General features: G+C 41.7%; 19 protein-coding genes and 1 tRNA gene. All 20 read left to right on the forward strand.

Translation table 11 applies throughout. The features are described from left to right. The 20 genes from M1F65_RS09040 (at position 1) to M1F65_RS09135 (ending at position 14,373) form a co-directional block, all read left to right on the forward strand. A complete protein-coding gene (locus M1F65_RS09040; RefSeq protein ID WP_247925840.1) occupies positions 1-1,179 on the forward strand; it encodes a DUF1351 domain-containing protein in 1,179 nt (392 codons plus the stop codon). Beyond that, entirely contained in the window at positions 1,176-1,988 is an 813-nt protein-coding gene (locus M1F65_RS09045; RefSeq protein ID WP_247925841.1) for a PD-(D/E)XK nuclease-like domain-containing protein, read from the forward strand. The genes M1F65_RS09040 and M1F65_RS09045 overlap by 4 nt, the downstream gene beginning before the upstream one ends. Next, positions 1,988-2,233: a hypothetical protein gene (locus M1F65_RS09050; RefSeq protein ID WP_042902472.1), complete on the forward strand. Its 246-nt coding sequence runs from the start codon at positions 1,988-1,990 to the stop codon at positions 2,231-2,233. The genes M1F65_RS09045 and M1F65_RS09050 overlap by 1 nt, the downstream gene beginning before the upstream one ends. Before the next feature lie 16 nt (positions 2,234-2,249). Beyond that, positions 2,250-2,765, forward strand: coding sequence for a hypothetical protein (locus M1F65_RS09055; RefSeq protein ID WP_247925842.1), 516 nt, complete (start codon positions 2,250-2,252; stop codon positions 2,763-2,765). A 167-nt stretch (positions 2,766-2,932) separates the two neighbouring features. After that, on the forward strand, positions 2,933-3,328 hold the full coding sequence (locus M1F65_RS09060; RefSeq protein ID WP_247925843.1) for a Cas9 inhibitor AcrIIA9 family protein: 396 nt from the start codon (positions 2,933-2,935) through the stop codon (positions 3,326-3,328). Then, complete coding sequence (locus M1F65_RS09065; RefSeq protein WP_247925844.1) at positions 3,325-4,668, forward strand: PcfJ domain-containing protein; 1,344 nt, start codon at positions 3,325-3,327, stop codon at positions 4,666-4,668. Before M1F65_RS09060 ends, M1F65_RS09065 begins: the two co-directional genes overlap by 4 nt. 13 nt (positions 4,669-4,681) lie before the next feature. Beyond that, a complete protein-coding gene (locus tag M1F65_RS09070) occupies positions 4,682-5,014 on the forward strand; it encodes a hypothetical protein (RefSeq protein ID WP_247925845.1) in 333 nt (110 codons plus the stop codon). Further along, positions 5,011-5,526 carry a RuvC family protein gene (locus tag M1F65_RS09075; RefSeq protein ID WP_247925846.1) on the forward strand — a complete coding sequence of 172 codons (516 nt, stop codon included), beginning with the start codon at positions 5,011-5,013 and terminating at the stop codon, positions 5,524-5,526. The genes M1F65_RS09070 and M1F65_RS09075 overlap by 4 nt, the downstream gene beginning before the upstream one ends. A gap of 13 nt (positions 5,527-5,539) precedes the next feature. Then, positions 5,540-6,100 carry a DUF1642 domain-containing protein gene (locus tag M1F65_RS09080; RefSeq protein ID WP_247925847.1) on the forward strand — a complete coding sequence of 187 codons (561 nt, stop codon included), beginning with the start codon at positions 5,540-5,542 and terminating at the stop codon, positions 6,098-6,100. After that, positions 6,093-6,329 (forward strand): hypothetical protein, encoded by a 237-nt coding sequence (locus M1F65_RS09085; protein ID WP_223327347.1) that lies wholly within the window; start codon positions 6,093-6,095, stop codon positions 6,327-6,329. Before M1F65_RS09080 ends, M1F65_RS09085 begins: the two co-directional genes overlap by 8 nt. Positions 6,330-6,358: 29 nt before the next feature. After that, positions 6,359-6,661 carry a DUF1372 family protein gene (locus tag M1F65_RS09090; RefSeq protein ID WP_247925848.1) on the forward strand — a complete coding sequence of 101 codons (303 nt, stop codon included), beginning with the start codon at positions 6,359-6,361 and terminating at the stop codon, positions 6,659-6,661. Positions 6,662-6,676: 15 nt separating this feature from the next. Then, positions 6,677-7,873, forward strand: a complete 1,197-nt coding sequence (locus M1F65_RS09095) for an RtcB family protein (RefSeq protein WP_247925849.1) — start codon at positions 6,677-6,679, stop codon at positions 7,871-7,873. Between the two features lie 11 nt (positions 7,874-7,884). Then, on the forward strand, positions 7,885-8,133 hold the full coding sequence (locus M1F65_RS09100) for a hypothetical protein (protein WP_247925850.1): 249 nt from the start codon (positions 7,885-7,887) through the stop codon (positions 8,131-8,133). A 72-nt stretch (positions 8,134-8,205) separates the two neighbouring features. After that, the gene (locus tag M1F65_RS09105) at positions 8,206-8,625 is read left to right on the forward strand and encodes a DUF1492 domain-containing protein (protein WP_001030242.1); all 420 of its coding nucleotides are present in this window, start codon (positions 8,206-8,208) and stop codon (positions 8,623-8,625) included. Positions 8,626-8,768: 143 nt separating this feature from the next. After that, positions 8,769-8,854, forward strand: a tRNA-OTHER gene (locus M1F65_RS09110). Positions 8,855-9,038: 184 nt separating this feature from the next. Continuing rightward, a complete protein-coding gene (locus M1F65_RS09115; RefSeq protein WP_247925851.1) occupies positions 9,039-9,530 on the forward strand; it encodes a terminase small subunit in 492 nt (163 codons plus the stop codon). Continuing rightward, entirely contained in the window at positions 9,514-10,809 is a 1,296-nt protein-coding gene (locus M1F65_RS09120) for a PBSX family phage terminase large subunit (RefSeq protein WP_247925852.1), read from the forward strand. The genes M1F65_RS09115 and M1F65_RS09120 overlap by 17 nt, the downstream gene beginning before the upstream one ends. Before the next feature lie 17 nt (positions 10,810-10,826). Continuing rightward, positions 10,827-12,335: a phage portal protein gene (locus M1F65_RS09125; RefSeq protein ID WP_247925853.1), complete on the forward strand. Its 1,509-nt coding sequence runs from the start codon at positions 10,827-10,829 to the stop codon at positions 12,333-12,335. A gap of 110 nt (positions 12,336-12,445) precedes the next feature. Then, complete coding sequence (locus tag M1F65_RS09130; protein ID WP_247925854.1) at positions 12,446-14,095, forward strand: phage minor capsid protein; 1,650 nt, start codon at positions 12,446-12,448, stop codon at positions 14,093-14,095. Then, complete coding sequence (locus M1F65_RS09135) at positions 14,092-14,373, forward strand: hypothetical protein (RefSeq protein ID WP_084856333.1); 282 nt, start codon at positions 14,092-14,094, stop codon at positions 14,371-14,373. The genes M1F65_RS09130 and M1F65_RS09135 overlap by 4 nt, the downstream gene beginning before the upstream one ends. The last annotated feature ends 66 nt before the right edge of the window (positions 14,374-14,439 follow it).

A 14,439-nucleotide genomic window follows, 5' to 3' on the forward strand; every position in this document is an offset into this window, starting at 1 on the left:
ATGACTGAAGAATTGAAAGATGTAACAGATAGCCTAGAACTCGTTCCAGTAACAGATTTAGAAGTCGGCTTCGTCCTGAAAGCGGCTGAAATCGAAATCCAAGGAAAGGAGGTTTTGGAACAAGCTTTAGCAGCTTATCAAAAGAAATACGCTGGCTATATCGTGACAGAAGAAACCTTGTCAGATGATACCAAGGTTAAAGATGAATTGGGACGAGTGCAACGTCAGATTGAACAAGAACTCAAAAACCAACTGAAAGACTACTCTAATCCGTTGGACGAAGTGAAAGCATGGGTTAATGCTGTACTGGACCCTATCAAAACTTTGCAGACGAACATCAAAGATCAGATTAAAGAATTTGAAGAGAGAGCGACAGAAGCTCGCAAGGAAACAGTCAGAGAAGCTTTTGAATCTGCAATCGCAGATAGCGGAGTTGATCTCGATATCAAGCTGTTTGCTATTTACTTTGACGATTTTAGCAAGAAAAAGTGTTTCATGGCTGACAATGTGCGAATCAATCAAGCGACCTCTAAAATGATCGCTGATTTGGTCGCAGAAGAAGCAGAAAAGAAACAACAACGTGAAGCTGGACTTATCCAGATAACAGAAGCAGCTGCCAAGGCAGGCTTCGGCCCAGTTGTCTATATCCGACTTTATGAAGGAGGCGCCAAGCTGGAGGATATCCTGCAGGCCATTTTAGACGATAAAGACCTAGCTGATAAAGCCAAGGCGGAGGAAGAGCTTAAAAAGCGTATCGAGGAAATGACAGCCATTGCAGAGGATAATGATCTAGCTCCTCAAAAATACGCTGACATGCTCAAGGAAGGCAAGTCCGTTTTGGATGTTATCAATATCCTACACGCAGACGCGACTGAAATGAGACAAGCTCAAGCGGAAGCAGAACGAAACACTCAGAATCAGCCAGAATTTGAGCCTGAAACGAGTTCGGAGGGTAATAGTGCCCACGAACAAGGAGTAGGCCAAAAATCGCAAAATATGGCTTCTGATGATGTGGCTAAAAAATATGGTTATCGATACCAAAATATGGAAATTATTTTCCCTGAAAAAAATATGCGTCAAGTCAAAGAGCAATTCAAGGCTATTTCTCAAGAGTTAGGGATTATTGTCCGAGTAATGCCTGAAATGGCAAGCAAGGCTGAAAGGGTGGAAATGGAATGACAATGGATTTACTTGGTAAAGACTACTATTCAGCAGCTTCAGCACGTCGCTACTGGTCTATCTCGCAATATAAGCGATTTAGAGAGTGCGAAGCACGGGCGTTAGCGGAGCTGGAAGGAGAATGGGAAGACCAGAGAGACAACACAGCTCTCTTGGTCGGGAACATGGTCCACAGCTATTTTGAAAGTCCAGAAGTACATAAGAAATTTATGGATGAAAACGCAGATGCCATGATTTCAAAAGCCGGAAAGACCAAAGGTCAGTTAAAATCTGACTTCTTGGTCGGCCAGCGCATGATTGAGCGACTGGAGGCCGACAAGCAATTTATGGAGTTTTATGTCGGTCAGAAAGAGGTTGCTGTCACAGGCGAAATCGAAGGAGTGGAATTCAAAGGTAAGATTGACTGCCTCAATGTTGAAAAAGGGTATTTCGTGGATATTAAGACCACGAAATCTGACATTGATAGTATGGTCTGGGTTCAGGATGAAGCAAGCGGACGAAATATTCAAGTCCGCTGGTTCGAGGCTTGGGGATATGTCCTTCAAATGGCTGCTTACAAGAAGATGCTGGAAAATCAGTACGGCAAAGAGTTCACCCCTATTATTTACGCAGTGACGAAAGAGTCGACGCCTGATACCCGGGCGATTGTTTTCCAATCGCAGGAAAAACTCGACTATGAGCTGACTGAGCTGTCTATGCTGATTCAGCATCTTGATAAGGTCAAGCGAGGCGAAGAGAAGGCGAAGCCGTGCGGTCATTGCGAATACTGCAAAACGAAAGCGCTGAGTCAACGTGTGGAGGTGGTCTGATGACTGATCCCCAAATTATGAGAGTCGATAGAGAAACATACAAGCTAGGCAAGCGGTCATCCCACTTTTGGTCTAGCAATAAAGAGTTGAAATTCTATGAGATTAGGTGTAACTGGGGTGTCAATAGACAGACACAGGCTTTCTATCATGTTTTGGCATATAGTCGAACCCAAGCCGAAGAAATGGCTGTGAAAGAATATGCAAGAACCCATCATATTACCGAAAAATGGGTAGTAATCTTTTAGAAAAAGCGAGGAAAGAATGAAAATCTATATTGAACAAGATGACGTAAAATTGAGTTTTGAACGAGCGCAGGAACTTGATTATCAAACCTTATTCAAAGCCTATCAGATGATCACAGGGTCTGACGAAATTCTTGAGGATTTAAGTCAGAAAGAGCCCGAGAATGCAGGGGCCGTTTTAAAAATTGATGCTGAGAAGTTAGCTGAAATTGATCCTGTCAATATCAAAGCAGCGAAGGACAAGTTATCTGCAAAATTTAGCGGAAGCACAGCGATTTCGCAGAAACCAAGCGAGAAGGTAGATGTTGATTTGCAATGCCCGTTTTGTGGATGTGCGAAGCGGTGGAAAGTCCCATCTTACTTTACATTCATGAATTGTCCTGACTGCCAAGGCTCAATTTTCTTGTCTTGGGCGACGGGAGTCAAAGGCGAATTGGATGACAATGGATTTTATTTCAGAGGGGACAGCCCGATGAAGTTCAAAGAGCAGACAGATGAATTCGAGGATATGTTTGCTGTTGAAAAATCAAAATAACCCAAAACCAACTATTTCCAAAATGGAAACAATTCAAAAATAAACAAGCCGTGTATTCTTGTAAAACTGCGAACTAGAAAACGTCAGTAAAGGTTATGTGACCTTGGACGAGCGACTGCCCGTATTTAGCCAATTATCACAAAGGCAGTCGCATTTTTTGAAATGAAATGAATGAAATCAAAGAAAAAGCTCTGGCCAAGTTACTAGAGGAAATGAAGAAGGACCATGGACCAGCTGAGGACGCTATCCACAATTGGATTTGTGATCAAGAAGACGAGAAACTCTTTGAAGGGGTTTTGGCCGACAAGAAATCCATCAAAGAAGCTTTGAAATATTGTGCAAATCAAGCTAAAAGCTATAAGTCGGGATCTTGTGCGATGGTAGACGACTCTACTGTATTTGGCTGGGTCTATAAGTATTTTACTGGCAAAACTAAAAAGGTCGAGGCTATCCATGCGACTGTAGTAGTAGGCCAACAACCTGAAAAACCAAAATCTAAAAAAGTCAAAAAACAGAAAAATGTTATTGACGGTCAGCTCGATTTATTCGGAGAATTAGCATGATAAAAAATCAAAAAATTATTGATGGACGTTTGAAACCGCCCCAAAAATTCTTCGACTGGTGCTATTCGCAGATCCCGACCATCAAATGGTCTAACAAATCTCAAACGATTCAGAGCGACCGGACAGGCTGCAGGGTCATCGAAAAACGTCTGACAAAGTCGAGCAGATTAGACTTTTACGATAAATTCTACAGTTTTGCAATTGTGCTTGTGACGTGCAAACGAATTGAAATTCAATCGTACGGATTCTGGTCGCGATATACGAATGGCAAGCAATCTATCAGGATGCAGCTAACAAACTTTGAGCAGATGAGCGACAACCAAGTCATACAACTGACCGAAAGATGCGGAGTCTACGCTCCTGGTCTGACTCCTAACTTCTCAGGCCAAGGGGCTTACTCAGGAACAGTATTTTTTGAAAACAATTGGGAGAAGAAGATTCGAGAGATTTCTGAATTGAAGTATTTAGAATTTCCTTCTGGATTACGCTACTACCATTTGCCACACATGTATAAATACCGTTCCGAAATCGAGTTCCTGCAGAAAATAAATGCCTGGAGAATGGCTACAGACCTTGCTTATGATGTTACTGAATATGACGGATGGCATGTGAGAAAAGCGGTTGATTGTCGTGTCGTAACAAAGAAATGGCTTCATGAAAATAAGCGATTTTTTAAAAACACGGATAGATCCTTCAGAGATTACGAGCTAGAACGTCGCATCAAATCACGAGGTGGTACGCTTGCTCCTGGGATTGAAAAAGTCCTGACTTATCAAGATATCAACAAAATCCCAAAAGCTGCCAAAATGAACAGGTTCCAGAATTGGTTCTTAAAAAACAAAGTTAATTTTGATTACTATGTAGACTATATCAGCATGTTGAACGAGCTCAATGTTTCTATCGATACTGACAATCTCATCATGCCAAAAGATTTGGTCAAAGCGCATGACAATGCAGTTAAATTGCTTATTCAGCACAAGAGCGAGATTGAACAGCGCAAGTTCGAGAAGCGCCAGAAATCTTTGGCCAAATACGAGAAAGTGGTAGGCCAGTATCTCTTTAAACCAGCCTACAATTCCGGAGAATTGATTTTGGAAGGGAAGGCACTGTCACATTGTGTCGGCAGCGCTAGATACACTCAAGATCATGCAAACGGCAAAACAACAATCATATTCGTTAGGTCAAAAGATGAACCAGACAAACCGTTCTTTACTTTGGAATACAAGGATGGCCGAATCGTTCAAATTAGGGGAAAACATAATTTATCAGCTCCAGAAGAAATCCAGCAAGCTGCAGATAAATGGCTGTTAGAAATCAACAAAAATACAAAACACGCATAAAGGAGAAAAACAAATGCAAAACAAAATCGACACACCAGGAACAACCATTACACTTGAAATCGTGGACAAGACCATCACGATTACAAACAAAATTGAATATGATATGCAGATGCATTTTAGAAATGCGGACGCAGATACCTCTCTTGATGCAAGTGGCGACGTGTTTGAGCCTCTCTATTGGCTAGATATTAAGGCAACACCGAAAGTTCCGACAGAGTATCATACGAGCCTTGGGATCAAAAGAGAAAAGCGCCACTTGGCCGAGCTTCAGAAGTTCTTTGAATTCGTTGAAGATAACAAGCGCAATCTCTTTGACATTTGTGGTATTAAGGGAGAACTACAATGAAAAATCTGACCTTATCGTTAGACATTTCAACCACTGCGACAGGATGGGCCTTATTTGAAGGTTCTATCCTTGTCGAGAGTGGTGTCTTAAAACATAAAAGCAAGTCATTCTTTGAACGTGGACGTTTCATGGCTGGAGAATTAAGAACCATTCAATTAAGAGCCTTGCAACATTATGAAGGTCCGTTTGAGTCGATTGTAGTCGAGAAGAACTCAGTCATGGGGCCGAATCAACAGTCTATGATTAGCATAGGAATTGTGACGGGCATTATTCTTGGACGGTTAATTGCTGACAACGTGTATTTTGTGAATGTTTCGACTTGGCGCAAGTATTGGAAGTTCAGCTACAAAGACCGTAGCAAGAAATCAATGAAGCTGCAGGCAGTTGCTAAAGTGGCCGATGGTTTTTGTCTGAACGTCAAAGATGACGAAGCAGATGCTATCCTGATTGGTTCATACTTCGTAAACCATGGCCAAGAATTCGGAGACCTGGAAAGCCACAAGATAAGTTAAAGGAGCAGGAAGAATGAAGAAACAAGAATTAATTAAACATATCGAGGATTTGCCTTACAAAGAGGGTCCTATTGTCGATAAAATTGACATAAGCAGAAAAGGGCTTTTGGAACTAGTGAAACAACTAGACGAACCACAGAAACCAGTAGTACCGCAATTTGTTGCAGATTGGTACGAAAAACACAAATACGCCCTAGAATTTAATATTTTTGATTATGTATATAGGTTTGAACAAAAGGCAAAAAATGATTTTAAGGATTGGTTTGATGACATAAACACTAAAGCAATCCAAATCCTTGTAAATATGCATCAATTCGGCTACGAGGTCGAGAAAGAGAAAAAATACAAAATTACACTTCTAAACCGAAACGACGGGGACTTATATCTCATCAATCAAAATGCTGACTTAGCAGATAAATACGGACATTTTTCTCCCGTAGTGCTCCTTTTTACAAAATGCACTAATTTTTCAGAAAAGTGCTATAAACTCACGAAAAAGGAAGTGGTTTCGTATGATTTCGGCTGGGTATTCGATTGTCCAGGAATCAAGATCGAGGAGGTGAAAGATGAGTGACTTTCTAAAAGGTATTGGAGCAGTAACATTGATGTTATCAACAGTTGCAGTCGTTTTCCTTGCTGTTTGCGGGCTTATTGAATGGTATTTTACATGGGTGTTTTCAATTTTTCCAATCAAACCTTATTTAATACCAATTCTGTTAGTACATTCTTTTCTTTTTGGAGGGTTGGTATTTCTTGTAGGAAGTTTAGTTGAACTAATCGGCAAAAGGAAATCTAAAAGATAAAAAAATAGGAGATGAGGTGAGGTTATGAAATGTACGAATTAAAAGACAAATTATTTATTATAACTCTAGTCGTGTTTGCCTTTGTTTTAGGCGCGATCCTTGGCAACGTGGCACCGCTAAACCCACTGCCCAAGAAACAACCCATCATCATCCACACCGTCGATAATGCAGGCGGTGTGATGGTAGGGCAAATCACAGACAAGGAAATCGTAGAGGGGCGGTACACAGTCACGGCTGAGGCTTATGGTAAGTTTTTGGTTACCAAAGAACAGTACGAGAACCTCAAAGTTGGTGACCCGATCCCTGAGTATTTGAAGAAAAGAGGAAGTTAAGATGGGAGAAGCGAAATGAAAATTATTGAAGGTTCAAACACAACAGCCAAAGTTTTTACAAATTTGATTGATGATGTCACATCAAACCAAATTGAACTAATGCTCAATGAAGCTATAACAGAAGGAGCTACTGTCAGAATTATGCCTGACACTCATTTTGGCAAAGGGGCAACTATTGGAACAACTATCAAACTTCCAGATGATAGGTCTGAATGGAAGATTGCCCCTCAAGTGGTAGGTGTTGACTTGAGTTGTGGAATGATGTCGGTCAAAATCACCGAAAAGGATATTGACCTAAAAAAACTTGATAAAGTAGTTCATCAGGTAGTCCCAGCTGGGAACAGGTTGCACGCAATTCCTCAAAGGAACATAGATGACCTTATTAGTTCACTGTCTTTTGCCCCAGAGAAAGTAGAACAGCATAAAAAAGGGTTTGGAACTCTTGGAGGAGGAAACCACTTCATAGAATTGTCGGTTGATGAAGAAGGGAACTACTGGCTGACTGTCCATTCTGGCTCAAGGTCGTTTGGTGCTGAAATTGCAAGATATCATGAACGAATTGCCAAGAAATATCATTCTGACCATAGCAAAAAAATCAAGGAGATCATTTCTTCTTTGAAAGAGCTAGGAAGGGAAAAAGATATTGAGTCCGAAATCATGTCTTTCAAAAACAGCCAGAATTTTCCAGAAATCCCATACCTAGAAGGGGAATTGCTTCAAGACTATCTGAATGACATCCGATTGGCCGACCAATATGCAGCGTTGTCAAGACAGGTTATGCTCCATAATATTGCAACAGAAATGGGTTGGGAATCCAGTTTTCTCTTTGATTCGGTTCATAACAACATTGATGATGTCAATGGTATTATCAGAAAGGGCGCTACATCAGCGCAAGAAGGAGAATTGCTGATCATACCATTGAACATGCGTGACGGTTCTTTGATTTGTGTAGGAAAAGGGAACGCCGACTGGAATTTCTCAGCCCCTCATGGCGCTGGCCGCCTTCTTTCTCGGAAAGCAGCTAGAAAATCAATCAAACTAGAAGATTATCAAAAGCAGATGAAAGATGTTTACACCTCATCAGTAGGATTGCAAACGCTGGATGAAGCCCCTGGAGCATATAAACCAGCTCAGTTGATTATTTCTTCAATCTGGCCAACAGTGGAGATAAAACATCACTTGAAGCCAGTGTATAACTTTAAAGCTCATTAAGGAGGTCAAAAATGAAACCCAAAAGAAGACCCTACACTGGAAAAATCAGAATTGTAAGAAAAGAAATGCCAAGGTTTATCATGCTGAGTTATACTGCTTTTGATAGTAGGTTGGTTGACCGCATTGACACAATGGTTCAAACTGGAATAAGTGAAACGCTAATTACTTTCAAAATTCCTAGGTTCTTCTCATACGAAGAAAAACAAATCAGAGTGCCGTTACCGCTAATTAAAGTTGTAAAAATTCTTAATCAGTACTAAAAAAGCCAAGGCACTCTCTGCCTCAGCTAGTAGTTCTCGCAAAGACTATTATATCACAAAAGGAGACAGAGAGTGAACAAGGCTAAAGAGCTCTTGAAAGAGTTGCAGGATCTGGATATGGACATTCAAAGCCGTATAGACGAAATTAACGAGCTTGAGGCAGGTTTGCTCTCAAGCCCCAAGTGGACTGACGTCAAAGTCCAAGGCGGACAGACTAGAAAAGTTGACGACGTCTATACTCAGCTTGTCGTGATGAAGGAGGCTATAGAACAGGATACCAAAGAAGTTATTAACAGGAAACTTGAATTAGGTAGAATGATCAACAGACTTAAAAATCCAAAAAGTAGGTCTATTCTTAGGATGACTTACATTACTAAGACCTATATTGAGGATATTTGCGACAATTTGAGAATTAGTAAGGCAACCTATTACAGATTACGCAAACAGGCTGAGTCTGAGCTAGAAGAAACGATCATAGACAAAGTGAGCTAAAGTGAGTGAGCATGAATCGTGAAATCTGCTAGAATGGTAGTATCAAGAATTGAAAAGAGAGGTCTCAGAATTGGTAGATGGTTACCTGTAATGCCAGGGGGCTGTAATGGCCTTGGAGGTTCGAGTCCTTCCCTCTCATTTTCGGAAACATAAGGTTTGACTCCTCCATCTCGTTGAAAATCCTAGGTTCGAGATGGTTTGGTCGCAGGTTCAAATCCTGCTGTTTCCATTATGTCTCTGCGAATAGCTATCGCGATAGAGGTATAGGGCGGTAATTAGATTTAGGCTGATTAACCTGTAGGACAGAGATAAAGTAGCGCTATATAAGGCTCTGGTGGGGGAGGCACCCGCTTACCGCATACGGTCACTCAACGAGTGGCTTTTTATTTTGTCGAAAGGAGGTAGTCCAGTGAGTGGATAAATTGACCCCAAAACAAGAGCTATTTGTCCAAGGGATAATCTCCGGGCTATCTCAAAGACAAGCGTATAGAAAAGCCTACAAAGCTGAAAAAATGAGCGATGAAGCCGTGGATGTGAAGGCTAGTAGGATTTTTAAAGAGGCTAAGATTAGGCTAAGGTATCGCGAGCTTTTAAAACAGTTCTCTAACATGTCCTTGTGGTCAAGAGAGCAGGCTTTCAATGAGTATGAATGGCTGAAGAACAAGGCCAGAGCAAGTATTGAGAATGAAGGTATTAGACAAGCTAATTCAAATGCCTTTCTTTCGGCTTTGGACGGCATGAATAACATAGCATGGAAAGACTATGAATTGACTGACGAGAAAATCAGACAAGAAATTGAACTGCTCAAGATCAAAATTGAGAGAAACCAAGACTCTAAGTCCGATACTACTCTCATGGAAGCTCTGTTGAATGCCGTGAAGGGTGGTGATGAGGTTGAAGATTGATTTTTCAAACAAACAACTCAACATCATTCGTAGACCGTTCAACTATGAGCTTGAGGTCAACGAGGGCACCCCCCGAAGTGGTAAGACAACCGCTGGTCATTTTAGGTATGCAAGATACTTGATTGAGTCACCAGACGAGAACCATCTTATAGCTGCATACAATCAAGAGCAAGCCTACCGTCTATTCATTGACGGTGACGGCACAGGTCTAATGCACATCTTCGATGGCAATTGTAAAATCAAGCATGATGAGCACGGAGACCACCTCTTAATTGATACGCCCAACGGAACCAAGCGTGTCTATTACAAAGGGGGCGGTAAAGCCAACAGTGTAGGTGCTATCACTGGTATGTCTTTAGGGTCAGTAGTCTTTTGTGAAATTAACCTGCTGAATATGGATTTTATCCAGGAAGCATTCAGACGGACGTGGGCTGCTAAGCTCAGATACCATCTAGCTGACCTAAACCCTCCAGCACCACAACATCCAGTTATTAAGGATGTCTTTGACGTCCAAAATACACGCTGGACGCATTGGACCATGGATGACAATCCCATTCTGTCAGAAGAGCGTAAGCAATCTATTATTCAATCGCTGAAGAAGAATCCTTATCTTTACAAGAGAGACGTGCTTGGTCAGCGTGTCATGCCTCAGGGCGTTATTTACGGCCTATTTGACCTTGAAAAGAACATCAAGGATAACTTGGTAGGCGAACCTATAGAAATGTATTTCAATGGCGATGGTGGACAATCTGACGCCACCTCAATGTCTTGTAACATCGTTACTAAACATAGAGAGGACAACAAGACTTTCTTTAGGCTCAATCGTGTAGCTCATTATTATCACAGCGGAGCTGAAACTGGCCAAGTCAAGGCTATGTCCACCTATGCAGTCGAGCTTCGAGCATTTATTCAGTGGTGCGTGAGCAAGTATCAAATGCGCTATACCGATGTCTGGATTGACCCAGCATGTAGATCCTTACGAGAGGAATTGCATAAGCTAGGGATTCAGACAAGGGGAGCCTTGAACAACGCGCATGATGTCAGCAGCAAGGCGAAGGGTATCGAGGTAGGGATTGAACGTGGCCAGAATATCATCTCTTCAGGTCAGTTCTTGCTTATCAATCACCAAGAAGAAGAATACGACCATTACTATTTCTTGAAAGAGATTGGTCTTTACAGTCGTGACGATAACGGCCGACCGATTGATAAAGATAACCACGCAATGGACGAATTCAGATATAGTGTGAACGTATTCTATAAGCGTTACGCTAATTTTTAGCAATAAGGAGCCGATAAATGGGCATTATTCAATTTGTCAAAAATCTATTGAAGAGAGGACAGTACGCAATGACTACAGAAAGTCTAGCAAGTATCACAGACCATCCTAAAATCGCAGTGACAAGCGCAGAGTATCGTCGGATCAACGAGAACCTAAGATACTATCAGAGCAACATCGAGAAGATAACATACACGAATTCGGACGGTATCAAGAAACAAAGAGAAGCGACTCATTTGCCAATCGCTCGGACCGCTGCCAAAAAGATTGCCAGTCTGGTCTTTAACGAGCAGGCTTCGATTAAATTGGACGATAAAGAAGCAAATACATTCATTCAAGAAACATTGAAGAATGACCGCTTCAATAAGAATTTTGAACGCTATCTTGAGAGTTGTTTAGCCCTGGGCGGTCTTGCTATGAGGCCTTACGTGGATAATGGACGAGTGCGAGTGTCATTCATTCAAGCGCCAGTCTTTTTACCACTTCAATCTAACACGCAAGACATTTCAAGCGCTGCTATTGTTACTAAAACGATTAAAGCTTCAGGTCAGAAGAACATCTACTACACCTTGATTGAGTTTCACGAATGGGCGAAAGATGGGAAATACATCATTTCAAACGAGCTATACAGGTCTGAAAGCTCTGAACAAGTAGGTGGACGTGTGCCTCTAGCTGAAGTCTACGAGGATCTAGAAGAACAAGTTGAACTAAACGGTCTAACAAGACCGCTTTTTTCTTATCTCAAACCTCCAGGGATGAATAACAAAGACATCAATTCACCTCTAGGCTTGTCTATCTTCGACAATGCCAAGAGCACGATTGATTTCATTAATACGACCTATGACGAGTTCAAGTGGGAAGTTAAGATGGGCCAACGCAGAGTGGCAGTTCCTGAGAACCTTACAGAAACTCGAATGGTCAACATTGACGGAGACGCCCAGCTTGTCAAGCGGTTTGATACAGAGCAGAATGTCTACTTGCGCTTATCTACTAGCGACATGGATGGTGGAAGCATCACAGACTTGACTACTGCAATCAGAGCAGATGATTACATCAAGACCATTAACGAAGGCTTGAGTCTATTTGAGATGCTTCTAGGTGTATCCGCTGGGATGTTTACATTTGACGGTCAGAGCTTGAAGACTGCGACCGAGGTCGTTTCTGAAAACTCTGATACTTACCAAATGAGAAACAGTATTGTCAGCTTGGTCGAGCAATCCTTGAAAGAGTTGATTATTTCAATCTGCGAGCTTGGTAGCCTTTATGGATTGTATAGCGGTCCAATTCCTCAAATGGAGAAGATTGCAATCAATCTCGACGATGGAGTCTTTACTGACAAGAACAATGAGCTTGATTATTGGACTAAGGCTTTGGCCAGTGGCATTGTCAGCAAGGCTCACGCTATTCAAAAGGCTTTCAATATGTCAGAGCTTGACGCTAAGAAGATGATTCAGGCAATCAATCAGGAAACGATGGACACGGCTAACAGTCAGCGAACACAAGAGGATATTGATATCTATGGAGAATGATTAAATGAATCTAATTCAACATCTAAGGTCGTTTATAGGACTTGAAAGCCCCTCACTAGGACGGAGAATACTAGCAAAAAAAATGGTAGAAGGAATAGAAGAGGCTATCCATGGTAAAAAAGAAGAGACCACCAATCCAGTTCAATGACGAGCAACTGCTGCTTCAAGCAAGCAATGTCGCAGACATCTATCATCAGCTAGCCTTGGATTTATTTGATAACGTGGTCGAACGTGTGACGGAGCGTGGCACGGTCTATCTTGATAAGCAACCGTATATCTGGCAACTTGAGAAGATGCAACAGATGCACATGCTGAACGAGGAGAACCTGAAGCTAATCTCTAAATACTCTGGAGTCGCTGAAGAGCAACTACGCTATATCGTCGAAAATGAGGGTTTGAAGCTCTACACGGACACAAAGCAACAACTCATGGAAGATTTAGGCCATGGATCCGCAGGAAATAGCAATCACATTCAAGAAATTCTTGCTGATTATGCTAATCAAGCTATCGGTGACCTCCACAATCTCATCAATACAACCTTGCCAAAGGCTGTTATTGGCGCTTATCAAGGTATTGTGGAGCAATCTGTCGCAAGAGTGGTCACAGGCTTGTCAACGGCTGATAAGGCTATCTCTGACACGGTCATGAAGTGGCAAGAGAAAGGTTTTCAAGGTTTCAAGGACAGCGCTGGGCGTAACTGGAAGGTAGACAACTACGCACGGACGGTCATCAAGACGACAACCTATCGAACTTTTCGAGAAATGCGAACGAGACCAGCGGAAGAGCTGGGCATTGATACCTTTTACTTTTCAAAGAAAGCATCAGCGAGAGAAATGTGCGCTCCTTTGCAACATCAGATAGTCACGACTGGTCACGCTAGAACCGAGTATGGCGAGAAGATTCTTGCTTTGTCAGACTACGGCTACGGCCGTCCAGAAGGTTGTTTGGGTATTAACTGCGGTCACATGCTGACACCGTTCATTCCAGGAGCCAATTATAAGCCCGATTTGGGCGAGGATGTGGCAGAGGTTACGCCAGAGCAAGCAGAAGAAAATGCCAACGCAGAAGCTAAACAGAGAGCGCTAGAACGGTCTATCAGGGCTAACAAGGAAAAACTTCACGTCGCTGAGAAATTGGGCGATAAAGAACTGATAGACAAGTACAAGAGCAAAATAGGTACTCAGAACGCTGCTTTGAAAGACTACGTTGATAAGCACCCATTCCTGAAACGGGATGAGGAAAGAGAAAGATATCGCTACAATGATGATGCAGTTCAAAAGTTATACAAAACTATTGACAAACGCTCCAAAAAGGAGTATTCTGAAATACTACAAAATTTAGGAAATAAAGCACCTAAATCTTATAGTGATTTTCGGGCTCTAAGTCGCTCTGAAAAAGACTCCTTGAGGCATGATAATAGGATTGTCAATTATTTCAAAGGGGACATTCAAGAGAAACTGTCTGACAAGCAGAAACAGCAGGCAGTGGAGGCTTACTTTAATTTCAAAAATGCTGGCATAACGTTTGGAGACCATGCAATAGCACGCTACATAGAACGTATGAGGCGTAAAGACGGCACGTTTGCTTATAATTATGAAACGGTAAAGACAGCCTTTTCTCTACCACCTAATTATGTATCAGAGCAGAATGGCAGACTTGCAAGATACTATAACGGTATCCTCTATATCACTGAGCCTGATACAGATATTGTAGTAACTATGATGAAACGTAAAAAACTGAAAGGATTTAAACCATTATGAAATACAGCCAACAAGTATTAGACATGCTAGAGCAAGCTGTCAATGGTCAGATTGATAATTTTTGGGATTTCTCCTTCAAGTTTAACGCCCTTTTCGGAGAAGATGAAGACTTTGCCGAGGCTTGGGACAATGAAAACCCTGAAATGTTTGACGCTCTCAATGACTTTGAGCTGATGATGTTCTTAGAGGAACATGACCCAAGTGATAAGCAAGGATTTATCAATTTCCTAACGCCATACTATGAACAGGTAAAACAGTTAGTAAAACTTAGCGCTTAGAACAATCTAGGCGCTTTTTTCATGCAATAAATTGCTATAAACCACTATAAACCGTGTCGAATTCGA

This window comes from Streptococcus oralis (assembly GCF_023109195.1).
Taxonomy (GTDB): Bacteria; Bacillota; Bacilli; order Lactobacillales; family Streptococcaceae; genus Streptococcus; species Streptococcus oralis_BV.

Bases quoted from the DNA above. Each gene is read 5' to 3' on its own strand.
- M1F65_RS09040 (WP_247925840.1), top strand. From the start codon at position 1: ATGACTGAAGAATTGAAAGATGTAACAGATAGCCTAGAACTCGTTCCA.
- M1F65_RS09045 (WP_247925841.1), top strand. From the start codon at position 1,176: ATGACAATGGATTTACTTGGTAAAGACTACTATTCAGCAGCTTCAGCA.
- M1F65_RS09050 (WP_042902472.1), top strand. From the start codon at position 1,988: ATGACTGATCCCCAAATTATGAGAGTCGATAGAGAAACATACAAGCTA.
- M1F65_RS09055 (WP_247925842.1), top strand. From the start codon at position 2,250: ATGAAAATCTATATTGAACAAGATGACGTAAAATTGAGTTTTGAACGA.
- M1F65_RS09060 (WP_247925843.1), top strand. From the start codon at position 2,933: ATGAATGAAATCAAAGAAAAAGCTCTGGCCAAGTTACTAGAGGAAATG.
- M1F65_RS09065 (WP_247925844.1), top strand. From the start codon at position 3,325: ATGATAAAAAATCAAAAAATTATTGATGGACGTTTGAAACCGCCCCAA.
- M1F65_RS09070 (WP_247925845.1), top strand. From the start codon at position 4,682: ATGCAAAACAAAATCGACACACCAGGAACAACCATTACACTTGAAATC.
- M1F65_RS09075 (WP_247925846.1), top strand. From the start codon at position 5,011: ATGAAAAATCTGACCTTATCGTTAGACATTTCAACCACTGCGACAGGA.
- M1F65_RS09080 (WP_247925847.1), top strand. From the start codon at position 5,540: ATGAAGAAACAAGAATTAATTAAACATATCGAGGATTTGCCTTACAAA.
- M1F65_RS09085 (WP_223327347.1), top strand. From the start codon at position 6,093: ATGAGTGACTTTCTAAAAGGTATTGGAGCAGTAACATTGATGTTATCA.
- M1F65_RS09090 (WP_247925848.1), top strand. From the start codon at position 6,359: ATGTACGAATTAAAAGACAAATTATTTATTATAACTCTAGTCGTGTTT.
- M1F65_RS09095 (WP_247925849.1), top strand. From the start codon at position 6,677: ATGAAAATTATTGAAGGTTCAAACACAACAGCCAAAGTTTTTACAAAT.
- M1F65_RS09100 (WP_247925850.1), top strand. From the start codon at position 7,885: ATGAAACCCAAAAGAAGACCCTACACTGGAAAAATCAGAATTGTAAGA.
- M1F65_RS09120 (WP_247925852.1), top strand. From the start codon at position 9,514: ATGAGGTTGAAGATTGATTTTTCAAACAAACAACTCAACATCATTCGT.
- M1F65_RS09125 (WP_247925853.1), top strand. From the start codon at position 10,827: ATGGGCATTATTCAATTTGTCAAAAATCTATTGAAGAGAGGACAGTAC.
- M1F65_RS09130 (WP_247925854.1), top strand. From the start codon at position 12,446: ATGGTAAAAAAGAAGAGACCACCAATCCAGTTCAATGACGAGCAACTG.
- M1F65_RS09135 (WP_084856333.1), top strand. From the start codon at position 14,092: ATGAAATACAGCCAACAAGTATTAGACATGCTAGAGCAAGCTGTCAAT.